The organism is Massilia consociata, from assembly GCF_042432755.1.
Classification (GTDB): domain Bacteria; phylum Pseudomonadota; class Gammaproteobacteria; order Burkholderiales; family Burkholderiaceae_D; genus Telluria; species Telluria consociata.
This window is the reverse complement of the sequence record NZ_JBHLWP010000004.1, coordinates 58122-80173: the sequence shown is the minus strand read 5'-3', so window position 1 is coordinate 80173 and position 22052 is coordinate 58122. Positions and strand designations below refer to the sequence as shown.

The following is a 22052-nucleotide window of genomic DNA, read 5'->3' as shown; positions in this document are numbered from 1 at the left end:
AGACTGGACGATAACTACAGATGGACAACGGAAAAGCTCGCGTCGGGCCTGACGCCTTCCTGTCCCGCGTTGAATTCGGGGCACATCATCAAGAAACGATCGACCACGTCAACCGCAAGATCTTTCGCGCTTACAGGGGCGGCCACAACAGCGCAATTCCCGGCGATATCTTCAGGCTGAGGCACCAGGTCTACTGCCTGGAATGCGCGTTTCTCCAGCCCGACCAGTACGTGGACGGCATGGAACTCGACGACTACGACGATGCTTCCACCCATTTTGCAGCCTATACGATGGATGAGAAACTCGTCGGGGCAGTGCGCTTGGTACAACCTCTCGCGCCGAAGCCTTATCCCTTCGAGCTGCATTGCGAGGTGTTCAGCGATTTCGAGATGCCCAACCGCGCGCAGTCGGCGGAAATCTCGCGCCTCGTGGTCAAGAAGAGCCATCGGCGCCGGCGTGCCGACAGCGTGCTGGGCGTTCCAGGTTTCCTGCCGGGCCAGGATAACGGCATCGAATTCGATCCTGCGGTCGACCGCCGCGACCGTACCTCACCGATGTTGCTACTTGGAATGTACCGGGAAATGTTCCGGCACAGCCAGGAACACGGCATCCGCTACTGGTATGCGGCAATGGAGCGCTCGCTGGCCCATGCCCTCAAGAAGATGGGCTTCCGGTTCATGGCGATCGGCCCGGAAGCGAATTACTACGGCTCGGTTACGCCCTATGTGCTCGACCTGCAGGATCTGCGGCGCAAGCTCATGATGAGCAACCCGACCCTGGCGGCGTGGTTCAACGAAAAACCGCCAGTGGTCGAACATCCCCATCCGTCGCGCATCCACGTGGTGCGCAAACCGGAATTAGGCGGCGATATTAACTAGCTTGGTGGTGTGGTGGCGGAAGCTGTGCACCACCATGTTCGGTGACGCAGGCACGTCCATTCCAGCCAGCATGTCGTGCATCATCGACACCGCCAGCGCGGCCACCGTGAAGCTGCCGACAGCGATCTGCGAAGCCGGGCACGGACGGCCGTCTTCCATGATCGTCAATGCCCGCGCCACCTGCTCGACCACCTGGCGGTCGAGGTGGGCGCCGATGCGCGCCATGATCTTGCCGAACACGTTGGCATAGCTGGCGTCGCCCTCTCCCTGCGCGTGCTGGACATCGGCCGCGATCACATCGGCCAGCGATGCATTCGTTCCGGCCGGGAAATACAGTACGCCCGCGCCAAAGCCGATCGACAATGCGGTGAACACGGCCTTGCGCTGCTCCCGTGCATTGGTATGCAACGCCAGGATCGCCTCCAGGTCGAGGAAGTCGATCGTATCGAAAATGATGTCGACACTGCCGACGAGCTGCTGGGCATTGTTCTGGTCCAGGTTGGCCTGCACAGCCTCGACCTTGGCTTCCGGGTTGATGCGCTGGATATGTTTCTTGAGTGCCTGGACCTTGGGGCTGCCGATATCGTCGAAGTCATAGAACTGGCGGTTCAGGTTGTGCGCATCGACGGTATCGCCGTCGATCAGGATGAAATCGCTGAATCCCATGCGCGCTGCGCAGATCGCAGTCGATGCGCCCAGGCCGCAGCCGGCGATCAGCAAGCGGGTGCTGCGGATCCTGGCTTGCGTCTCGCTTGCAACATAACCGTTGTTACGCGTAACGAAAGTGTCGTAGTCAAAAGCCTTGGTCATGAAATCCTCATCAAGTAATTGTCTGTGAATAGCCGGCGGTATACAGGAGTGGCAGGCAGGCTGATCGCGGCACCGGTCATCTGCCGGAGCTTTGCAGAAGAAAGGCATCTTGCCATCTTTGCTGTTCGACAGCTAGAAATAAGCCTCACTCTCGGGCTGTCGGTTTTTCTTACACGACCGTTTTTACCAAAATTTCGTCCCATTTTCGACCCTGTGCCGGTCAATGCCCGCTTCTCCGAGGCGAGAGCACGCCTACAGTGTAGCTTTCATTGCCATGCGTCGTGCAATATTTCCTGCGTGAATTCGTTATTCAGGTTGCAATGCCGGCAGGTCTGTCGGTTTACTTTACACGGCACCTGAGGCAACTTAACAATCTCTGCGAGACCTTTGCCGCCACAGATAATTATTATTAGAAATCAATGACTTACATCGGATTCTTCAGGCTGGCACGCCGATTGCTTATACCCCAGTGTCGCTCCCCGAAGCAATCTAACTAACACCTGGAGAATAGAATGAAACTGAAACAGCTCATCACCGCCCTGTCGCTGGGTTTCGCCGCTATCTCGGCATCGGCAACGCCGCTGGACGCACTGACCGGTAACCTGAACATCAAACTGGTCGGCCTGACCACCGAAGCCAATACCGCTGCGGGCACCAACGAAACGACCTGGGGTGTGGGCAACATCACCTCGATCAGCGGCACCGGTGGCCAGCAGTGGTTCTCGGGCCAGTCGGATGGCACCTACCTGTACTACATGATCTACGGTATCGCTGACCAGAACATCGTCTTCGACCAGAACACCGGCAAGTTCAGCATCTACAACATCGGTGCAACCGGCGGCGCGGCTGACGGCCAAATCCACCTGGACATCTACCGTTCGAACAAGAACCTGCTGGAACTGACCTCGAACTTCAACGCATCGCCAGGCCAGCGCACCGGCTACGACAGCTTCTCGCTGTTTGCAGGTATGGAAAAGTACCTGGAAGTGGAATTCCGCGCTGGCAAGCAACTTGATAACGTCGCCGGCGGCGACAATCCGGATGCTGACGAGCGCCTGGCAACCCTGGTGCAGACCGCTACTTCGAAGACCCTGCCGGCAGCTGGCGAAGGCCAGTTCTTCGGTGATGTCGTCGGCGGTACCGCTCGTGCACAGTGGGACACCAACAGCCTGTTCGGTCACGACCTGGACGGCAAGTTCACCCTGAGCACCAACGGCCGTGACTTCGGTTCGGGCACCTGCACCGCCGCACAAGTCGCCAACAACACCTGCTTCACCGGCCTGATCAACGACCCGATCCGCGCCGTGAAGGTGCCGGAACCAGGTTCGCTGGCTCTGCTGGGCCTGGGCTTCGCCGGTCTGGCTGGCCTGCGCCGCCGCCGCGCCGCCAAGTAATCCTTCTTGCCGCCTGCCGGGGCAACCCGGCAGCGTGCGCGGAAACGAAAAAGGCCGGAACCCGCAAGGGTTCCGGCCTTTTTCCTTCCTGCGCCTTCCGCCGCAGTTCAGCCAGCCTCGCGCGCGGCGTCCTGCAGGGTCCCGCGCAGCTGCCCGATCAGTTCGGTAGCGGCGTTGACGATCTGGCCGGGTGCAAAACCGGCTTTCGTCATTTCCTTGTAAAACGAGCGTGCCAGGATGCGCGCCATGTCTTCCGGATTCTGGTATGCGGTGCCCGCAGGCAGCCCGCCCCGCTCCTGGGCTTCGCGCACCAGCGCCATCTGGGCAAAGCGCGATGCGAGCAGGCGCTGCAACTGGATCGCCTGGACCGACTTGCCGATATACAGGGCCGTCACCTCGAGCAGGCGCAATTCGGTGTCGCTGAAGGTGCTGCCCGAGACGTTGACCACCCCGACAACCCTGCCGTCGATGCGCACCGGCGCCGACATCAGGGCCGGCACGGCTGCGCGGTTGCGGCGCGCCATTCCGGAGAACGCGGAGCGGGCGATGTCGTCGACCAGCAGTGCCTGACCGCTGGCCAGTACCCGTCCGCAGATGCCTTCGCCGGTGCCGACGAGGGCGTCGGCGGCCGCAGGCGGCAATTCGCCGGCGCTGGCGCACATCCGCATGCGCAGGTCGTCCGGGGCCTCGCTGTCGAGCAGCATGACCGAGCAACTGGTCGCCCCGACCAGGCGCCGCACCAGTTCGGCGTGGCTGTGCAGGTTGTCGTCCAGGGTGCCGCTGGTGAGCAGGGCCTGCACATCCTGCAGGCGCACCAGGCGCATTGCATCATCGTTCATGGATCGCCTTCCGTGAAAAGGGGGAGCGCCGTGCCGCCCGCATGCGGGTAAGTTGATGATAAGTTAATTCAAACGCTGCAACAAGCGGTTAAACGGCCCGAGCCGCTTCCTGGCCCTTGCGTGGAGAAATGAACGCCTTGTGCAACAGGTGGCGTGCCAGCATCAGCGGCGGCATGCGCAACCAGTTGCCGCGCAGGTAGAGCGCGCCCAGCGCGGCCGGGGTAAGGCGGTCGGTACAGTTGGGGTGCGGCGGCGGCAGGGCGCGCAGGAACAAGGCGTCCATCAGCGCCAGCAAGGGCCGGGCGGGGCGGCCGGCCGCCGCGACCTCCTCGAGGATGGCTGCCGGCACCGGGGTGCCGAGCAGGCGCGCACTATAGCGCAATGCATAGAACAGCGGCCGCGCCAGCTCCAGCTGGACGGCCCTGGAGGGAAGCCCTTCCCAGAACCTGGGCGTGGCGCCAAAGTGCAGCAGCAGGCGGTGGATGTCGAGCAGGCCGCGCAGGCCGTGGTCCAGCTCTCCTTCCGAGAACAGGTGCACTGCGCTGTGCAGCAGCATGTCATGCGGCGAGAGTACCCACAGGTTGTCGCTGCCGGCTATCGGCACTGCTGCTGCGCGCAGGAGCGCCGGATCGGGGCGTACCGCGGCCGTCTCCGGCACGATCGCGTGGTGCACGTCGATCGCGTTACCCCGGTGGATATGCTCCATCGGCGGCAGTTCATGCATCCACACGCGATAGTAGCGCTGGTCGTAATCGTCCTGGTGGGTGCCGGCCCAGCCGTGCAGCATCAGGGCCGCCTCGACTTCGTCGATGCGCTCTTTCGGCACCAGGATGTCGACGTCCGAGAACATGCGCCCGGCAGCCGGCGGCAAGCCGGCCATCGCATACGCAGCCCCCTTGAGCAGGATCAGCGGCAAATTCAGCCCTTCCAGCGCATCCCGGATTTTTGCCACCTCGAAGCGCACTGCGCGCCGGTGGCGCGCGGCGACGACGCGACTCCATTCCAGGTGTTCACGCGGGGCAGCGGGAACCTCGCCCAGCATGCCCGCCCCTTCGACGATGTCGAGCAGGGTCGTGCTCATGTCCGCACTGGCAGCCTCCCGCAACAGCAGGTCCCAGTCGCGCAAGGCGAGCGTGCGCAACCGGGCCGGATCGCGCAACACGTCGATGAAAATGGAAGCACGCGTCATGGCGCCGCCCCGGCCAATCCATCGAACACGGCCATTGCCTCGTCCAGGCTGCTGTAGCAGAACCTATAGCCTGCGCAGGCATCGACGAGGCGCCCGAGCGTATCGAAACCGGTCGCGCCAAGCACCGGATAATTAAAGGAGTTGTCGGCCAATCCCGTGAACATCTGCGCTTTCGGCACGGCCTCCAGGCGCGTGGCGGCGCCGGCTTCGTAACGCGGGAAGACGACGTGGCTTGCGCGCGCGACCCGGCCGGCCGCCGCGATGCTCGCTCCAGGAGCCCGCATGTGGGCAATCGTGCCCTTGACCGTGTTCGGCACTGCCGGGCCGAACACGGCATCGGGCGCGAAAGCACGGATCACATCGATCGAGGCGTTTTTCAGGCTGACCGGCCGTGGCACCGGGACCAGGGCCAGGTCGGCTGGACGCACCAGGGTCATTTCGTCCGACAGCAGGCGCCAGCCACGGCTGGCAAGCGCCGCGCACAGCGTGCTCTTGCCCGATCCCGGTGGCGCGGGCAGGATCACTGCGCACGCACCCCGTTCGAGCACGGCGGCATGGATCACGAGATAGGTATGGGCGTTGGTGGACACGCACCAGTTCATCACCCATTCGAGCATCGGGTGGGCCTGCGCCAGCGGCAAGGGAAGAAAAGGGCTGGCGCCGTCCTGCTCGAACCGGACTTGCGGATGGAACCAGCGCCGCACGCCTCCGGAGCGGCGCAGCGTGACCTGGAAGTCGGCAAATCCATCCTCGCCCGCGACCGGATAATCCGCATACAACAGGGCCATCGTATCGACCAATTGGGCGATATCGGTACGGATCCGGCAGGTGAAGGGTCCAGTGCGTAAAACCAATCCCGCACCGGCGCAGCGGCGGCGCAGTTCTGGCGCCGCGAGCGACGAAACGGTCAGCATGTACAGGGTTCGATCAGATCCAGCCGGGCGAGACTGTCGAGCAGGGAAGCGAGTTCTTCCGGCAATGACGACGCGTCGACTTCGAATTCGGCGAGCAGCACCGCAGACAGGGCATCGACGCCCGCCGGGCCGGCACGCAGCGCTTCCAGCAGGCACAGTGCCGCAGGCCCGAGCAGGTGGGTCGCGCCGGAGAGATCGTTGTACAGCACGGCTTCATCGTCCCAACGACGATACAGCAGCGATTGCCCGTGAATTACACGCCACATCGGCCAGCGCAGTCCTGTCCTTATTTGTCTTTGTCGGGGGAGTGGTAAGTGCCCTCGAGATAGTTCTTGGTCTGCTCAGGCGTCCAGAAGACAGTCGCCGACGGCTTGTAGTAACCCTGGCTTTCCAGCTGGCGCCACATGTCCACGAGGGTGTTCACGGAAAGGAAGGTGATCTGCCCCGAAAGGACGTTCAGGTAGGTGGCAACCAGGTGCTTGCCCACGCTGTTGTTCTGCCGGTCGAAGTCCGCCCCTTGCAGGATCTCCAGCAGCGTCTTGGTACCGTAAGTCAGCTGGTAACGCCCCCTGGAGTTGAACACGCTGTCGAACCTCGTGTCCCTGGGACAAGGCCAGCCATCGTGATTCTTCCAGTACCCGGGCGATTTGCCACCACTACAGCTCAGGTTCTGATTGTAGTTACTGCTGAGCGAGCCAGAGACGCCGGCCGAGGGTGACATGCACTTCATCGGCGACATCTGGGCCCGGCTGTCGAGTGTCCACAACACGCTGGCCGCACCCAGCCCGGCCTTGGTCAGGCGGCGCCGCGTCGCGCCGTGCGGCGTCATCGGCGGCGTACTGGCGCGTGGTTGATCATCGGTCGACACGGTCCATCCTCACAAATAATTAATGCCCGAACGGCCGGCATTTCAGTTAAGTAAGAATTATGCCGTTTGAGACACAATCCGGAAGCCTGCCATAAAAACAAGCAATGAAGGCAGACTGCTCAGCCGTTATGTCGCAGTCTAGCCAGTAAATTCCGGACTGTGTAAGAATTTTCGATGGCAAATCAGAAAAAGCTCTCGGGGATGACCAGCACGTCGCCCGGACGCATCGGCATATTCGCCGAAATGTCGCCATCCTTGATCAGGTCATCCAGGCGAAGCTGCAGTTTCTGCTGCTTGCCATCGACCGTGCGAATCAGGCTGGCGCGATTTCCGGCTGCAAATTCCGTAACGCCGCCGACAGCGATCAGGACGTCCATCAGAGACATATCCTTGCGGTATGGCAGTGCTTGTGGCCTCGCTGCCTGGCCGATCACGCGGATCTGTTCATTGAAGTTGCCAACGAAATTGGTGACGACAACCGTGACCACCGGCTGCTGGATGAACTTGGCGAGTGCGGCTTCGATGTCGCGCGCCAGCTGGGTCGAGGTCTTGCCGGCGGCCGGCAGGTCCTCGACCAGCGGCGTGGTGATCTTGCCGTCAGGGCGCACCGGGACCGACATCGACACTTCCGGATTGCGCCAGACGATGATGTTGATACTGTCGCCCGGACCGATCAAATATTCGGGATTGATGGCCGGTGCGGTCTCGACCGGTGGTTGCGTGCTGGCGCAGCCACCCAGTACGAACAGGCAACTTACGGCGACAGCCTGGGCTGCGCGCTTGATCTGGTGCGTCATTTTCGTGCTCACGTCAAAAAATCCCCTGGTTGGCATGCACTGCGACCGCTTGTACAGGCCGCGCGTGGTGCTCATGTGCTTTAAGCATTACTTTATACCATAGCACTTCGGCAACCCCGTGCACAAATGAAATATTACTGTGGTTTTCTTAGCAACAGTTCGCGCACATGGCGAACCGGAATCGCATACGCGATCCCGCTCGGATCGGACACCGCATGTTCCCGCAAGCCTTTCAGGAACACCGCATTGATGACCCCGACGACGGCACCGCTGGCCGGGTCGTATAGCGGGCTCCCGCTGTTGCCGGGATACGCCGTGCCGTCGAGCTGGTAGATGGCGAAGGGACGGCGCTGGAGCTGGGCGATGACGCGCGCGTCGAGCTGGCGCGAGTTCAGTGACGGGCGCACGACGGGCACGATTGCCGCTAGCAGCGCGCGGTGGGTCGCCGCATGCAGGCCCAGGCGCATGCCGAGCGGATAACCGGTAAACGCCAGCGCCTGCCCTTCGGCAGCGGCATCGTCGGCGCCGAGGGACAAGGCGGGCAGCGCCGGTCCCTCCAGGCGCAGGTGGGCCAGGTCGTGTTCGCGGTCGAGGCCGACGAGGCGCGCCGGACGGAAGCTGACCCCTTCTGCGCCATTGCCGACCACGATGCCGATCTCCTCCATCCGCGCCGCATCGAGCCGCTCCGGGATTACGTGGGCATTGGTGATGATGCTCAGGCCGTCGCCGACCGCAAAGCCGGTGCCGGTGAAGACGATAGCGGGTTGGCGCGTCTTGAGCATGGTGCCGATACCGACAATCGAACGCTTTACCTGGGCAACAGTGCGCGGCAAATCCTGGGCTGCTGCGGATGCCATAGGGGCTGTCAGCAGCGCCAGTGACACCATCAGGACACGCAATAGGTTCGATTTCCGGATGGAACACAATACGTTTCGATCTGGAATCAATCGTGCGGCCTCTTTTGTCTTTCCGACATTAAAATACTGCATTTGTTACAGAGCAATAGTCGTTGAGAAGGGCAGATAGCAGGGATGTCCATGCCATAAGGCTGTTGATTTCAGAGAACATTTTAACCGTTAAACCGTTGCAAAGCTGTAACCAACGGCGGCTAAAATGGGAAAAAGACTTCTTTGTGGTGTTGTCGCTTGGGAATTATGTTGCATCCGCCACCACTTTTGTCTGGTATCTGAGTATTTTTCCGACCCGCAATTGCAATTGCTCAGTCAACAAGCGATCATGCAAACTATTTATTGATGGATGGGCTTGCGTTTCGGCGCGGTCCTTATGGCGAGATCACACATGGCAGACATCACAGCCTCAATCCTTACTTTCCTCAAGGCAATTGGAAAGTACCGTTGGCACGCAGTTTTCATTACCTGGGCCGTCGCGCTCGTCGGCTGGGCCGTGGTCCTGAAGCTGCCGAACCAGTATGACGTGTCGGCACGCGTCTATGTCGACACCCAGAGCATCCTCAAGCCCCTGCTGTCGGGCATGACGACGCTGCCGAACATCCAGCAGCAGGTGTTGTTCATGCGCGGCACCCTGATCAGCCGCCCCAACGTCGAACGCGTCATGCGCATGGTCGACCTCGACGTCAAGGCCACCAGCACCAAGGAACACGACCGGATGGTCGATGAGCTGATGTCGAAGATCAAGCTTGCCGGCACCGAGCGCGACGACATCTACACGATCAGCTACACGGCGACGGACCCGAAGCTGGGCAAGGAAGTCGTGCAGTCGCTGCTGACCATCTTCGTGGAAGGCAGCTTCGGCGGAAAGAAGCAGGACTCCGAAAAAGCTGTCCAGTTCATCGACGACCAGATTCGTAATTATGAGGAAAAGCTGGCCGCCGCCGAGAACTCGCTGAAAGAATTCAAGATCCGCAATGCCGGCATGCTGCCTTCGGAAGGCGCCGACTTCGGCTCGCGCATGCTCTCGACCACCGAGGCGCTCAACAGCGCCCGCCTGGAACTGGCCGAAGCCGAGCAGGCACGCAACGCCATCCGCCGCAAGATCTCGGGCGAAGCCGCGCCGGGCGACACCGTGGCCCCGGTCGTCAGCGATCCCGAACTCGACGCCCGCATCGCTGCCGTCACCAAGAACCTCGACAGCCTGCGCACGCAATACACCGAAGCCCATCCGGACATCGTCGCCAACGCCCGCCTGCTCGACCAACTGGTCGCGCGCAAGCAGGAAGAATCCAAGACCCGCAAGCGCAGCGCCGACCCGGGCGCCGGCTACAGCCCGATGCTGCAGCAGCTGACCGTGTCGCTGGCCGATGCCGAGGCGCGCGTGGCGTCCCTGCAGGCCCGCGTCAATGAATATGCGTCGCGCGTGGCGCGCCTGCGTACCCAGAGCACCCTGGCGCCGGAAGTCGAGGCCCAGTTGGCCCAGCTGAACCGCGACTACGAAGTCAACCGCCAGAACCACCAGAAACTGGTCGAGCGCCGCGAGTCGGCCAAGCTGTCGGGCGACCTGTCCTCGGTGACCGACATGCTGTCCTTCCGCGTGATCGACCCGCCAACCGCCCCGCTGCTGCCATCGGGCCCGAACCGCCTGCAACTGTTCTCGCTGGTGTTCGTGGCCGCGCTCGGCGCCGGCCTGGCCGCCGCTTTCCTGATGAGCCAGTTGCGCCCGACCTTCCTCAGCCAGGCCTCGCTGCGCGAGGCGACCGGCGTGCCGATCCTCGGTTCGATCAGCATGAACTGGACCGGCGAGCAGACCGTCCGCCGCAAGCGCCGCCTTGTCGCGCTCGGCGCCGCCGTCTTGCTGCTCATCGGTGTGTATGGCGCCGGCGTTACCGCAATCCTGGTCCGACCGACCGGCCTGTAAGCGATCACAAGGAGTAGACGTGAGCATTATCGAAAAAGCGGCGCGCCGCATTGACCAGGACCGCGGCCAGGCCGGCGTACCGGTGGCGGTGTCGCCCGCCGCCGTCGCGGACATCGACCTCATCGAGCCGCCGGCGCCGGTGCCGGCGCCGGCTTCCCCTCCCGCCGGCGTCTCCGGCGCGGCTGCCGGCCTGCCTCCTGCGGCGCCGGCCCTGCCCGCGCCGGAGGCCGAGCGCGGCGCACCAGCCGGCCCGGCGATGCGCCCGGCCACCCGCAAGGTCGAACTCGACCTGGCCAAGATGCGCGAGATGGGCCTGGTGACCGCCGCCGGCGGCCGTACCAGCCTGCTGGAAGACTTCCGTATCATCAAGCGCCCGCTGCTCAAGCGCGCCTTTGCGACAAACAGCGCGGGCGGCAACCCGGGCAACCTGATCATGCTGACCAGTTCGCTGCCGGGCGAAGGCAAGACCTATTGCGCGATCAACCTGGCAATGAGCATTGCCATGGAACTCGACCACACCGTGCTGCTGGTGGACGCCGACGTGGCGCGCCCGTCGGTGCTGCGCACGCTCGGCCTGCCGGCCCAGCGCGGCCTGATGGACCTCCTGATCGACGAGAAGCTCGACGTGTCCGACGTGCTGCTGCGCACCAACGTCGATACCCTGAGCATCCTGGCCGCCGGCACCAGCACGCCGCGCGCCACCGAGCTGCTGGCCAGCTCGACGATGGCCAACCTGGTGCGCGAGATCGCCAACCGCTATCCGGACCGGATCGTCATCTTCGATTCCCCGCCGCTGCTGCTGACCAGCGAAGCACGCGCCCTGGCCTCGCACATGGGCCAGATCGTGGTGGTGGTCGAAGCCCAGACCACGACCCAGCACGCCGTGAAGGCAGCGCTGTCGAAGCTCGACGGCTGCGCCAACGTCAATCTCATCTATAACAAGACCAGGGATATTCCCGGCATCGAAGAAACGTATGACTACCACTATGGCTAAGCTGCCGCGCCTGGCCCCGATCGCCGCCGCAGCCATGCTGCTGGCAGGCGAATGCCAGGCCGATTGGCGTATCCAGCCGACCGTCAGCGTCACCGAAACCTTTACCGATAACGTCAACCGCCAGGAAGACGCGCGTGCGCACTCCCAGTTCGTCACCGACCTTCATTCGGGCCTGACCCTGTTCGGCAAGAGCCGCCGCTTCCAGGTGGCGGCCACCGGCCAGTTCCACCAGTTCGCCTATAGCAGGGGCGGCATGCCGGATACCGCCGACCGCAGCTACGAGTATGCGCTCGACGGCCGCGGCGAGCTGGTCGATGAACTCCTGTTCGTCGATGCCAGTGCTTCCGCCTCGCCCCAGAGCATCTCCGCCTTCGGCGAACAGGGCAGCCGCCTGTATTCGATGGGCAACCGGGCCCAGGTCAAGACCTGGCGCGTCAACCCCCGCCTCGAGCAGCGCTTCGGCAATGCAGCACGCCTGTCGGTGCGCTATGGGCGCGACTCGGTCTCGTCGGATCGCAGCGCCTTCGGAAACAGCCTGGGCAGCAATATCAGCGCCAGCCTTGCCAGCGGCAGGTCCTTCGACACCGTCGGCTGGGGCCTGAGCTACATGCGCCAGGACCTCAGCGACGAGGTGAGCGGCGAGACGTCGAGCGAAAGCGCGAGCAGCAATGTGCGCTATGCCCTCAACAAGCGTCTCTGGCTGACCGCCCGGGTCGGCTACGACCGCTACGACTACCAGGCCATGGGCGGCCGTACCGAAGGACGCAGCTGGGCGGGCGGCTTCGACTGGACGCCGTCGCAGCGCACCCGCCTGAATGCCGAAATCGGACGCCACTATTTCGGCCAGACCGGCAAGCTGCTGGCGCTGCATCGCAGCCGCCACACAGTCTGGAACATCAGCTACGACGATTTCATCACGACCAGCCGCCAGCAATTCCTGCTGCCGTCCACGATCGACACCGCCGCCCTGCTCGACCGCCTGTTCTCCACGACGATCACGGATCCGGTGCTGCGCCAGCAGGCAGTGACCGACTACATCCGGTTGACCGGCCTGCCGCCCAGCCTGGCCGACAGCATCAACTTCATGAGCAACCGCTACCTGCGCGAAAAGCGCCTGCAGGGCTCCATGGGGTACACCAAGGGCCGCAGCCGCGCCGTCGTGAGCCTGTACCGCAGCGAACGCACGGCCTTGTCGGACCAGCAAAGCGACAGCGGACTGCTCGGCAGCCAGCTCAGCAGCCTGAACGACAACGTCCGCCAGAAGGGCGCTACCCTGAACTACAGCTACCGCATGAATTCGCGCACCAGCCTGGTCGGCGCGGCGACGTTCACGCGCAGCCTGTCGCTCACGACCGGCTACGAATCCTCCAACCGCGAGTTGCGCGCCGGCCTGACGCGCCAGCTCGGCAACGACCTGCGCGGTGCCATCGAAGTGCGCAGGGCGAGCGGCGGCCGCGGCCCGAATGCGGGCGACTACCGCGAGAACGCGATCTCCGCCACCCTGACCGTGCTGCTTTAAGGGAGTGCAAGCCATGTACGAAACTTATTACGGACTGTCGGCCAAGCCTTTCCAGCTGCGCCCCGATCCCCACTTCTTCTTCGGCAGCAAGGGCCACAAGCGGGCCATGGCCTACCTCGAATACGGCCTGTCGCAGGGCGAGGGCTTCATCGTCATCACCGGCGAAGTCGGCGCGGGCAAGACCACCTTGGTGCGCAACCTGCTCAACCGCATCCCGCTTGACCAGATTGTCGCCGCCCACATCGTCAATACCAGCCTCGATCCGGAAGACACGCTGCGCATGGTGGTATCGGCCTTCGGCCTGCCGTTCGAAGGCGCCAGCAAGGCCGAGCTGCTGAACCGCCTGGAGCAATTTTTGCGCGGGGTCGACCGCCAGGGCAAGCGTGCCCTGCTCGTCATCGACGAAGCCCAGAACCTGAACGCGCGCACGGTCGAAGAGCTGCGCATGCTGTCGAACTTCCAGACCGACGACCGCTCGCTGCTGCAGACCTTCCTGCTCGGCCAGCCGGAATTCCGCGCCACCCTGCACAGCCCCGGCATGCAGCAGCTGCGCCAGCGCGTGATCGCCAGCTACCACCTGGGTCCGATGGACGCGCAGGAAACCCGTGCCTACGTCGAGCACCGCCTGGCCACGGTCGGCTGGAAGGGCGACCCCGCTTTCGACGACGGCGCCCATGCCGCGATCTTCGGCTACAGCGGCGGCATCCCGCGCAAGACCAATACCCTGATGGACCGGGTGCTCCTGATGGGCTACCTGGAAGAGATGCACGCGTTCGCCGAAGCCGACATCACCGAAGTGATCCGCGACATCTCCGAGGAATTCCAGGTGCCGGACGCCGTCGGTACACCCGACCCGTCGGCGCTGCCGATCATGGCCGAGGGCGATCTGCGCACCGTGGACACGCGCAGCGGCGACCGCCGCGCCAGCGTGGAACTGCTCGACGAACGCATGATGCGCCTCGAGAAGTCGATCGTCTCGGTTCTGTCGATCCTGAAAAAAATCGTCGCCACGCCGCAGGGCGCGGCGGCCCAGCACATGGACAACCAGGAATGAAACTGTACGCCCCCGCACCCCGTCCCCTGCCTGCACCGGGCGAGCGCATCAAGAACGCCATGACCTGCGACGTCGAGGACTACTTCCAGGTCTCGGCATTCGCCCCCTACATCGACCGCGACAGCTGGCCTGCACGCGAGTGCCGGGTCGAGGCCAACATGGAACGCATCCTGGCCATCTACGAACGCCACGGCGTGAAGGCCACCTTCTTCACCCTCGGCTGGATCGCCGAGCGCTACCCGGCGATGGTGCGGAAAATTGTGGCTGCCGGCCACGAACTGGCCAGCCACGGCTACGGCCACCTGCGCGCCTCGGACCAGGACCGGGCCCAGTTCGACAACGACATCCGCTCGAGCAAGGCGCTGCTGGAAGACATCGGCGGCCAGGCCGTGCTGGGCTACCGCGCGCCGAGCTTCTCGATCGGCCACGCCAACCTGTGGGCGCTGGAAGCCTTGCAGGAAGCCGGCTACCGCTACAGCTCGAGCATCTACCCGATCGCGCACGACCATTACGGCATGCCCGACGCGCCGCGTTTCGCGTTCTATCCGCACGGCCCAGACGGCCTGCTGGAAGTGCCGATCACCACCGTCAACATGCTCGGCCGGAACCTGCCGGCAGGCGGCGGCGGCTACTTCCGCCTGCTGCCCTACGCGCTGTCGCGCTGGATGATGCAGAAGGTGAACCGCGAAGACCGCCAGCCGGCGCTGTTCTACTTCCACCCGTGGGAAGTCGATCCGGGCCAGCCGCGCCCCGAAGGCCTGGACGCCAAGTCGCGCTTCCGCCACTACGTCAACATCGAGCGCATGGAAGGCCGCCTCGAGCAGCTGGCCCGCGATTTCGCCTGGGACCGCATGGACCGCATCTTCCTGGGCAACGCCTAAGCCGGACAGACACGCCAGACCAACCCGCAAGACCAACAAGAAGACAAGCACGGTATGAACTCGATCATCGAAGCCGCCCAGGCCAAGCGCGCCGCGCCGGTGCTGGCCACGGGCCCGCAAACGCTCCACCTCCTGCAGCCGCACGAACGCGCGCGCTGGGACGCATTCGTCCGCTCCTGCCCCGACGCCACCTTCTTCCACCTGTCGGGCTGGCAGAAGGTCATCGAGGAATCGTTCGGCATCAAGACCTGGTTCTACTACGTCCAGCAGGACGGCCAGATCCAGGGCGTGCTGCCCCTGGCCGAGATCAAGAGCCGCCTGTTCGGCCATTCGCTGGGCGCGATGCCGTTCTGCGTGTACGGCGGCGTGGCGGCCATCGACGACGGCGCGCGCAGCCTGCTCGACGGCGCGGCCGACAAGCTGGCCCGCGAACTCGGCGTCGGCCACCTGGAGTACCGCGGCATGCAGCGCGCCCACCCCGGCGACGACAGCTGGCACACCAAGGAACTGTACGTCACCTTCCGCAAGGAGATCACGGCTGACGACGAAGCCAACATGAACGCCATCCCGCGCAAGCAGCGCGCGATGGTGCGCAAGGGGATCAAGCTGGGCCTGAAGGGCGTGGTCGAAAACAACGTCGACCGCATGTTCGAAGCCTACGCCCACAGCGTGCTGCGCCTGGGCACCCCGGTGTTCCCGAAAAAGTACTTCGCCCTGCTGCAGCAGACCTTCGGCGACGAATGCGAAGTGCGCACGATCTACACCAGCGACGACCGCCTGGTCGCCTCGGTACTGTCGTTCTACTGGCGCGACGAGGTCGTACCCTACTACGGCGGCGGCATGGACCTGGCGCGCGAAGTGGCCGGCAACGACTTCATGTACTGGAACCTGATGCAGGCAGCTGCCGCCCGCGGTTGCCGCATCTTCGACTTCGGCCGCAGCAAGCTCGGCACCGGCGCCTACGACTTCAAGAAGAACTGGGGCTTCACCGCCGAGCACCTGCCGTATGAATACAAGCTGTACGCATCGGAAAAGCTGCCGGACAACAATCCGCTGAACCCGAAGTACCAGCTGTTCATCAAGATGTGGAAAAAGCTGCCTCTGCCGGTGGCGAACTTCCTCGGCCCCTACATCGTGCGCAACCTGGGATAAGCCATGGAAGACCTGCTCCTGCTGATCCACCGGATCCCGTACCCGCCCAACAAGGGCGACAAGATCCGCTCCTACCACCTGCTCAAGCACCTGGCGCGCGACTACAAGGTGCACCTGGCCACGTTCGTGGACGATGCCGACGACTGGCAGCACGTGCCGAAGGTGGAAGCCATGTGCGCCAGCAGCCATTTCGCCAGCCTCAACCCGCTGCTGGCGCGCGTGCGCAGCCTCGGCGCGCTGGCCAAGGGCCGCTCGCTCTCGCTCGACTACTACCGTGATGCGGGCCTGCAGCGCTGGGTCGACCAGACCGTCGCCGCGCACAAGATCGAGCGTGTGCTGGTGTTCTCGTCGGCGATGGCGCAGTACGCCGACAAATACCCGAACGCACGCCGCGTGGTCGACTTCTGCGACGTCGACTCGGACAAGTGGCGCCAGTACGCCGAGAAGAAATCCTGGCCCATGAGCTGGCTGTACCGCCACGAGGCACGCCAGCTGCTGTCCTACGAGCGCCAGGTGGCGCGCGACTACGACGCCTCGCTGTTCGTGTCGGCCCCCGAAGCGGACCTGTTCCGCCAGCTGGCTCCCGAAAGCGACGCGCGCATCGGTTTCTTCAGCAACGGCGTCGATACCGAGTACTTCTCTCCCGCTGCCGCCGGCCCCAGCCCATACAAGGATGGCGAGCGCGCCATCGTGTTCACCGGCGCCATGGACTATTTGCCGAACGTCGATGCGGTGCAGTGGTTCACGGCCGAGGTGATGCCCCTGCTGCGCGCGCGTGATCCAAGTCTGCGCTTCTACATCGTCGGCGCCCGTCCGACCCCTGCGGTGCAGGAACTGGCCAAGCTGCAGAACGTCGTCGTCACCGGCACCGTGCCCGACGTGCGCCCTTACATCGCCCACGCGCGCGCCGCGGTGGCGCCGCTGCGCATCGCGCGCGGCATCCAGAACAAGGTGCTCGAAGCGATGGCGATGGCCACCCCGGTGGTGGTGTCGCCGCAGGCCCTGGAGGGCATCGAGGCCGAGCCGGGCCGGGAACTGGTGCTGGCGCAGGATGCCGCCGGCTTCGCGGATGCGGTCGCCGCCCTGCTCGGGCGCAGCGACAACGCCATGGGCCTGGCCGCGCGCGCCAGGGTCGAACGCAAGTACAGCTGGCCGAGCAACCTGGCCTGCATCGGGGAGCGACTCGAATGTATCTGAAACCACCTCCTGGCGTCGTCCAGCCCCCCGCAGCGGCAGCCTCGATTCCTTACTCCAGCCTGGTACCGGTCGCGCTGGCCCTGCTGGCCCCGTTCCTGCTCTACTTCGCCACCGCGAACTCGATGGTGTCGATCTGGAACAGTTCCGAGACCTTCGCCCACGGCTATGTGATCCTGCCGATCAGCCTGTTCCTGATCTGGCGCCAGCGCGCCTGGTTCAGCCAGCTGCCGCCGCAGCCGTGGCGTCCGGCGCTGGTGCTGATGGCCGGCGCCGGCGCCGCCTGGCTGGCTGGCCGCATGGGCGACGTGCAGGTGGTGATGCAATACGCGTTCGTGGCCATGTTCCCCCTTGCAGCGCTGGCCCTGCTGGGGCCGCGCCTGGCGGCCAAGTTCACCTTCCCGCTGCTGTTCCTGCTGTTCGCGGTCCCGTTCGGCGAGATCTTCGTCAACCCCTTGATCAACTACACCGCCGACTTCACCGTGTGGGCGGTGCAGATGACGGGCATCCCGGTGCTGCGCAACGGCACCCGCTTCGAACTGCCCACCGGGAACTGGTCGGTGGTCGAAGCCTGCAGCGGCATCCGCTACCTGATCTCGTCGATCACCCTGGGCTGCCTGTACGCCTACCTCACCTACCGCTCGAACACGCGGCGCGCCGTCTTCATCGGCCTGTCCATCGTGGTGCCGATCGTCGCCAACTGGCTGCGCGCCTATGGCATCGTCATGATCGGCCACCTGAGCGGCATGGAACTGGCGACCGGTGTCGACCACCTGGTGTACGGCTGGCTGTTCTTCGGCGTGATCATGTTCATCATGTTCTGGATCGGCAGCTACTGGCGCGAGGACGACACGGCGCCGCCTGCCGCCGTGCCGGCCGCTGCTGCGGGTGCCGCCGCCACCGGCGCAGGAAACGGCCGCCCGTCCGCTTCGCTGGTGCCGATGGCCGTGGCCGTGGTGGCGCTGGCCGCCGTCTGGCCGGCCTTTGCCGCCTTCAACGACCGCGCCAACCACAACCCAGAGCCGGTGGCGCTGGACGAACCGGCCGTCGCCTGGCCGCTGGCCGCGGCCTTCCCCGACTGGCAGGTCGCCTACATGGAACCGGATGCGCGGCTGGCGCGCGTGTACCAGTCGCCGCAAGGCGCCCCGGTGCTGATGCAGCTGCTGTACTACCGCAACCAGGACAAGCAGAAAGGCCTGATCAGTTCGGTCAACCGCCTGGCCGGCGAAAAGGATGCATTCCACGAAACCGCCTCCACCGTGCGCACCGAAACGGCGGGCGCACGCACGCTGCCGCTGCGCGAAGCGCTGCTGGACGGCCCGGGGGGCCCGCTCGTGGTATGGCAGGTGATGTGGGTGGACGGCCACTACCTGGCCGGCAACGTCATCGGCAAGCTGCGCCAGGCCCAGGGCAAGCTGCAGTTCCGCGGCGACGACGGCGCGCTGGTGGCGATTGCCGCCCCGGCCGACGACAACAGTGAACAAGGCGTCGAGGCGGCGCGCGCCGCGCTGCGCGCCTTCCTGGCGCAGAACTTTGCGGCGGTCGATGCCGCGCTGGTGGCGGCAAAAGGACGTTGAGATGAGCGCCGTACCGCTGTCCACGCACCAGCCGCCGCTGGTCGCCCACCTGATCTACCGCCTCGACATCGGCGGCCTGGAGACCCTGCTGGTGGACACGATCAACCGCATGCCGGCCGGAGCCTACCGGCACGCGGTGATCTGCCTGACCGACTACACCGATTTTTCCCGGCGCATCACCCGTCCCGGCGTCGAGCTGTTCGCACTGAACAAGCCGCCGGGCCTGGGCCTGGGCAGCCACGCCGACTTGTTCCGGCTGCTGCGCCGCCTGAAGCCGGCTATCCTGCACACCTACAACCTGGGCACGATCGAGTATGCGGCTACCGCCTGGGCTGCCGGCGTGCCGGTGCGGGTGCATGCGGAACACGGCCGTGACGCGCGCGACCCGCAGGGCATCAACCCGAAGCACAACCTGCTGCGCCGCCTGCTGGTGCCCTTCATCGACCGCTACGTGCCGGTCTCGCGCGACCTGCACGGCTGGCTCGAGCGCGTGGTGCGCATCCCGGGCCGCAAGGTGCAATTGATCGACAATGGCGTCGACACCGAGCGCTTTCGCGCCCCGGTGGCGGCCAGCGATCCGGTTCGCGAGCCCTGGCAGGACGACCCCGGCGCATTCGTCATCGGCACCGTCGGCCGCCTGCAGGACGTGAAGGACCAGGCCACCCTGATCGACGCCTTCGCCCACCTGCGCACCATGATGCCGGAGGCGAAGCTGCGCCTGGTGCTGGTCGGCGACGGTCCGCTGCGCGCGCAGCTGGAAGCGCGCGTGCGCGAACGCGGGGTGCAGGACGGCGTCTGCTTCGCCGGCCCGCGCAGCGACGTGGCACCGGTGATGCGCAGCTTCTCGCTGTTCGCCCTGTCCTCGATCGCCGAGGGCACGCCGGTCACCCTGCTGGAAGCAATGGCCAGCGGCTTGCCGGTGGTCGCCACCGCCGTCGGCGGCATTCCCGACCTGGTCGAGCACGGCGTCAGCGGCACCCTGGTGCCGCCGCAGGACCCGCGGGCCCTGGCCGCCGCCATCGCCCCTTATGTGCGCGAGCGCGCGCTGGCACGCCGCCACGGCGCCAGCGGCCGCGCGCGCATCGAGCAGCAATACAGCATGCAGGCCATGCTGGCCGCCTACGTCGCCCTGTACGACGAACTGTGCCAGAACAAGACAACACCGAATAAAGCGATCACACCATGTGCGGAATAGTAGGAATTTTTGACACCAAGGGCAGCCGCGCCATCGACCGCGACCTGCTGCACCGGATGAACGAGAGCCAGTTCCACCGCGGACCGGTGGAAGGCGACCTGCACCTGGAGCCGGGCCTCGGCTTCGGCCACCGCCGCCTGTCGATCATCGCGCTCGAGGCCGGGCTGCAACCGCTGTTCAACGAGGACGAAACCATCGCCCTCGTGTTCAACGGCGAGATCTACAATTTCCGCGAGCTGCGCGCAGAACTGCAGGGTCTCGGCCATGTGTTCCGCACGCCGTCGGACAGCGAGACCATCGTGCACGCCTACGAGCAGTGGGGCGAAGCCTGCGTGAGCCACCTGCGCGGCATGTTCGCCTTTGCGATCTGGGACCGCCCGAAGCAGACCCTGTTCCTGGCGCGCGACCGCATCGGCATCAAGCCGATGCACTACGCGCTACTGCCGGACGGGATGTTCGCGTTCGGTTCGGAACTCAAGTCGCTGCTCACCCTGCCGAACCTCAAGCGCGAGATCGACCCGCTGGCGGTCGAGGAATATTTTGCCTACGGCTACGTGCCCGAACCGCGCACCATCTTCACCGATGCCAAGAAGCTGCTGCCGGGCCATACCCTGACCCTGCGCGTCGGCCAGCCGGTCCCCGCTTCGCGCCAGTATTGGGACGTTCCCTTCACCCCGCATGCGGCCATGAGCGAGCGCGAGATCGAAGCCGAACTGGTGGTGCGCCTGCGCGAAGCGGTGCAGAGCCACCTGATTTCCGACGTGCCGCTCGGCGCCTTCCTGTCCGGCGGGGTCGACTCGAGCGCGGTGGTGGCGATGATGGCCGGCGTGACCGACGGCCCGGTCAACACCTGCTCGATCGCCTTCAACGACCCGGCCTTCGACGAGTCCGAGTACGCGCGCCAGGTGGCCGAGCAGTACAAGACCCGCCACCAGTGCGAGACCGTGGACAAGGACGACTACGGCCTGCTCGACACCCTGGCCGCGCTGTACGACGAGCCGTATGCCGACAGCTCGGCGATCCCGACCTACCGCGTCTGCCAGCTGGCCAGGAAGCGCGTCACGGTGGCGCTGTCGGGCGACGGCGGCGACGAGAATTTTGCCGGCTACCGCCGCCACCGCATGGCGATGGGCGAGAACCGCGTGCGTTCGCTGCTGCCGCTGGCCGTGCGCAAGCCGGTGTTCGGCCTGCTCGGCGCAGCCTATCCGAAGGCCGACTGGGCGCCGCGCATCTTCCGCGCCAAGACCACCTTCGAAGCACTGGCGCGCGACCTGACCGAAGGCTACTTCCACGGCGTGTCGATCAACAACGACCGCATCCGCGGCCAGCTGTTCTCGAACGGTTTCAAGCAGCGCCTGCAGGGCTACCGCGCGGTCGAGGTCATGCGCGGCTATGCAGCCAATGCGCCGACCGACGACCCGCTGTCGCTGATCCAGTACCTCGACATGAAGACCTACCTGCCCGGCGATATCCTGACCAAGGTGGACCGCGCCAGCATGGCCCATGCGCTGGAGGTGCGCGTGCCCCTGCTCGACCACCAGTTCGTCGAATGGGTTTCCGGCATTCCGTCGTCCGCGAAGCTGCGCAACGGTGAAGGCAAGCACATCTTCAAGAAAGCGTTGGAGCCCTACCTGTCGCAGGACATCCTGTACCGCAAGAAGCAGGGCTTCTCGATCCCGCTGGCGGCCTGGCTGCGCGGCCCGCTGGCCGACGCCATGCGGCGCGCGGTGCTCAACCCTGCCCTGCTCGACACCGGCATCTTCAACCCGGCCTTCCTCAAGCAGATGGTGGACGAACACCAGTCCGGCGCCAAGGACCACAGCACGACCCTGTGGTCGGTGCTGATGTTCGACGCCTTCCTGCGCAAGAACGGCGCCGCCGGCGCGACCAGCACCGCTGGCCCTGCCGTCGCAGTGGCCGCCGCCGCATAACGCATATCGCAACACGTACAACGCACCAAGCGCA

At 64.9% G+C, this 22052-nt stretch carries 20 protein-coding genes; 12 read left to right on the top strand and 8 right to left on the bottom strand.

Annotation, left to right across the window (positions count from 1 at the left end):
• Positions 1-20: 20 nt before the first annotated feature.
• Complete coding sequence (locus ACFFJK_RS03510) at positions 21-878, top strand: PEP-CTERM/exosortase system-associated acyltransferase (protein ID WP_379677722.1); 858 nt, start codon at positions 21-23, stop codon at positions 876-878.
• Here ACFFJK_RS03510 and ACFFJK_RS03505 read toward each other — a convergent pair.
• Positions 858-1688, bottom strand: a complete 831-nt coding sequence (locus ACFFJK_RS03505; RefSeq protein WP_379677721.1) for a ThiF family adenylyltransferase — start codon at positions 1686-1688, stop codon at positions 858-860. The genes ACFFJK_RS03510 and ACFFJK_RS03505 overlap by 21 nt on opposite strands.
• A gap of 512 nt (positions 1689-2200) precedes the next feature.
• Between ACFFJK_RS03505 and ACFFJK_RS03500 the strand changes: the two genes are divergently transcribed.
• Entirely contained in the window at positions 2201-3082 is an 882-nt protein-coding gene (locus ACFFJK_RS03500) for a PEP-CTERM sorting domain-containing protein (RefSeq protein WP_379677719.1), read from the top strand.
• 107 nt (positions 3083-3189) lie between these two features.
• Here the strand turns inward: ACFFJK_RS03500 and ACFFJK_RS03495 are convergent, their stop codons facing one another.
• The 7 genes from ACFFJK_RS03495 to ACFFJK_RS03465 form a co-directional block, all read right to left on the bottom strand.
• A complete protein-coding gene (locus ACFFJK_RS03495; RefSeq protein WP_379677718.1) occupies positions 3190-3921 on the bottom strand; it encodes a GAF domain-containing protein in 732 nt (243 codons plus the stop codon).
• 88 nt (positions 3922-4009) lie between these two features.
• Complete coding sequence (locus ACFFJK_RS03490; RefSeq protein ID WP_379677717.1) at positions 4010-5110, bottom strand: nucleotidyltransferase domain-containing protein; 1101 nt, start codon at positions 5108-5110, stop codon at positions 4010-4012.
• Entirely contained in the window at positions 5107-6024 is a 918-nt protein-coding gene (locus ACFFJK_RS03485) for an HprK-related kinase A (protein WP_379677716.1), read from the bottom strand. The genes ACFFJK_RS03490 and ACFFJK_RS03485 overlap by 4 nt, the downstream gene beginning before the upstream one ends.
• On the bottom strand, positions 6018-6290 hold the full coding sequence (locus ACFFJK_RS03480) for an HPr-rel-A system PqqD family peptide chaperone (RefSeq protein ID WP_379677715.1): 273 nt from the start codon (positions 6288-6290) through the stop codon (positions 6018-6020). Before ACFFJK_RS03480 ends, ACFFJK_RS03485 begins: the two co-directional genes overlap by 7 nt.
• A 20-nt stretch (positions 6291-6310) precedes the next feature.
• Positions 6311-6892, bottom strand: a complete 582-nt coding sequence (locus ACFFJK_RS03475; protein WP_379677714.1) for a hypothetical protein — start codon at positions 6890-6892, stop codon at positions 6311-6313.
• 182 nt (positions 6893-7074) lie between these two features.
• Positions 7075-7689, bottom strand: a complete 615-nt coding sequence (locus tag ACFFJK_RS03470) for an XrtA/PEP-CTERM system exopolysaccharide export protein (RefSeq protein WP_379677857.1) — start codon at positions 7687-7689, stop codon at positions 7075-7077.
• A gap of 134 nt (positions 7690-7823) precedes the next feature.
• Positions 7824-8546 (bottom strand): trypsin-like peptidase domain-containing protein, encoded by a 723-nt coding sequence (locus ACFFJK_RS03465; protein WP_379677713.1) that lies wholly within the window; start codon positions 8544-8546, stop codon positions 7824-7826.
• Positions 8547-8988: 442 nt separating this feature from the next.
• Here ACFFJK_RS03465 and ACFFJK_RS03460 point away from each other — a divergent pair, with 442 nt between their 5' ends.
• The 10 genes from ACFFJK_RS03460 to ACFFJK_RS03415 are packed head-to-tail and all read left to right on the top strand — an operon-like array spanning position 8989 to position 22018.
• A complete protein-coding gene (locus ACFFJK_RS03460) occupies positions 8989-10521 on the top strand; it encodes an XrtA system polysaccharide chain length determinant (RefSeq protein WP_379677712.1) in 1533 nt (510 codons plus the stop codon).
• A gap of 19 nt (positions 10522-10540) precedes the next feature.
• The gene (locus tag ACFFJK_RS03455; RefSeq protein WP_379677711.1) at positions 10541-11515 is read left to right on the top strand and encodes an XrtA-associated tyrosine autokinase; all 975 of its coding nucleotides are present in this window, start codon (positions 10541-10543) and stop codon (positions 11513-11515) included.
• Positions 11496-13034: a TIGR03016 family PEP-CTERM system-associated outer membrane protein gene (locus ACFFJK_RS03450; RefSeq protein WP_379677710.1), complete on the top strand. Its 1539-nt coding sequence runs from the start codon at positions 11496-11498 to the stop codon at positions 13032-13034. The genes ACFFJK_RS03455 and ACFFJK_RS03450 overlap by 20 nt, the downstream gene beginning before the upstream one ends.
• A gap of 13 nt (positions 13035-13047) precedes the next feature.
• Complete coding sequence (locus ACFFJK_RS03445) at positions 13048-14088, top strand: XrtA/PEP-CTERM system-associated ATPase (RefSeq protein ID WP_379677709.1); 1041 nt, start codon at positions 13048-13050, stop codon at positions 14086-14088.
• Complete coding sequence (locus ACFFJK_RS03440; protein WP_379677708.1) at positions 14085-14969, top strand: XrtA system polysaccharide deacetylase; 885 nt, start codon at positions 14085-14087, stop codon at positions 14967-14969. Before ACFFJK_RS03445 ends, ACFFJK_RS03440 begins: the two co-directional genes overlap by 4 nt.
• A gap of 54 nt (positions 14970-15023) precedes the next feature.
• Complete coding sequence (locus ACFFJK_RS03435) at positions 15024-16121, top strand: FemAB family XrtA/PEP-CTERM system-associated protein (protein WP_379677707.1); 1098 nt, start codon at positions 15024-15026, stop codon at positions 16119-16121.
• 3 nt (positions 16122-16124) lie between these two features.
• On the top strand, positions 16125-17318 hold the full coding sequence (locus ACFFJK_RS03430; protein ID WP_379677706.1) for a TIGR03087 family PEP-CTERM/XrtA system glycosyltransferase: 1194 nt from the start codon (positions 16125-16127) through the stop codon (positions 17316-17318).
• Positions 17309-18892, top strand: a complete 1584-nt coding sequence (gene xrtA / locus ACFFJK_RS03425) for an exosortase A (protein ID WP_379677705.1) — start codon at positions 17309-17311, stop codon at positions 18890-18892. The genes ACFFJK_RS03430 and xrtA overlap by 10 nt, the downstream gene beginning before the upstream one ends.
• Before the next feature lies 1 nt (position 18893).
• Complete coding sequence (locus ACFFJK_RS03420; protein WP_379677704.1) at positions 18894-20087, top strand: TIGR03088 family PEP-CTERM/XrtA system glycosyltransferase; 1194 nt, start codon at positions 18894-18896, stop codon at positions 20085-20087.
• Entirely contained in the window at positions 20075-22018 is a 1944-nt protein-coding gene (locus ACFFJK_RS03415) for an XrtA/PEP-CTERM system amidotransferase (RefSeq protein WP_379677703.1), read from the top strand. Before ACFFJK_RS03420 ends, ACFFJK_RS03415 begins: the two co-directional genes overlap by 13 nt.
• The last annotated feature ends 34 nt before the right edge of the window (positions 22019-22052 follow it).

Coding starts and splice junctions, on each gene's coding strand:
- ACFFJK_RS03510 (WP_379677722.1), top strand. CDS start 21: ATGGACAACGGAAAAGCTCGCGTCGGGCCTGACGCCTTCCTGTCCCGC.
- ACFFJK_RS03505 (WP_379677721.1), bottom strand. CDS start 1,688: ATGACCAAGGCTTTTGACTACGACACTTTCGTTACGCGTAACAACGGT.
- ACFFJK_RS03500 (WP_379677719.1), top strand. CDS start 2,201: ATGAAACTGAAACAGCTCATCACCGCCCTGTCGCTGGGTTTCGCCGCT.
- ACFFJK_RS03495 (WP_379677718.1), bottom strand. CDS start 3,921: ATGAACGATGATGCAATGCGCCTGGTGCGCCTGCAGGATGTGCAGGCC.
- ACFFJK_RS03490 (WP_379677717.1), bottom strand. CDS start 5,110: ATGACGCGTGCTTCCATTTTCATCGACGTGTTGCGCGATCCGGCCCGG.
- ACFFJK_RS03485 (WP_379677716.1), bottom strand. CDS start 6,024: ATGCTGACCGTTTCGTCGCTCGCGGCGCCAGAACTGCGCCGCCGCTGC.
- ACFFJK_RS03480 (WP_379677715.1), bottom strand. CDS start 6,290: ATGTGGCGTGTAATTCACGGGCAATCGCTGCTGTATCGTCGTTGGGAC.
- ACFFJK_RS03470 (WP_379677857.1), bottom strand. CDS start 7,689: ATGACGCACCAGATCAAGCGCGCAGCCCAGGCTGTCGCCGTAAGTTGC.
- ACFFJK_RS03465 (WP_379677713.1), bottom strand. CDS start 8,546: ATGGCATCCGCAGCAGCCCAGGATTTGCCGCGCACTGTTGCCCAGGTA.
- ACFFJK_RS03460 (WP_379677712.1), top strand. CDS start 8,989: ATGGCAGACATCACAGCCTCAATCCTTACTTTCCTCAAGGCAATTGGA.
- ACFFJK_RS03450 (WP_379677710.1), top strand. CDS start 11,496: ATGACTACCACTATGGCTAAGCTGCCGCGCCTGGCCCCGATCGCCGCC.
- ACFFJK_RS03445 (WP_379677709.1), top strand. CDS start 13,048: ATGTACGAAACTTATTACGGACTGTCGGCCAAGCCTTTCCAGCTGCGC.
- ACFFJK_RS03440 (WP_379677708.1), top strand. CDS start 14,085: ATGAAACTGTACGCCCCCGCACCCCGTCCCCTGCCTGCACCGGGCGAG.
- ACFFJK_RS03435 (WP_379677707.1), top strand. CDS start 15,024: ATGAACTCGATCATCGAAGCCGCCCAGGCCAAGCGCGCCGCGCCGGTG.
- ACFFJK_RS03430 (WP_379677706.1), top strand. CDS start 16,125: ATGGAAGACCTGCTCCTGCTGATCCACCGGATCCCGTACCCGCCCAAC.
- xrtA (WP_379677705.1), top strand. CDS start 17,309: ATGTATCTGAAACCACCTCCTGGCGTCGTCCAGCCCCCCGCAGCGGCA.
- ACFFJK_RS03420 (WP_379677704.1), top strand. CDS start 18,894: ATGAGCGCCGTACCGCTGTCCACGCACCAGCCGCCGCTGGTCGCCCAC.
- ACFFJK_RS03415 (WP_379677703.1), top strand. CDS start 20,075: ATGTGCGGAATAGTAGGAATTTTTGACACCAAGGGCAGCCGCGCCATC.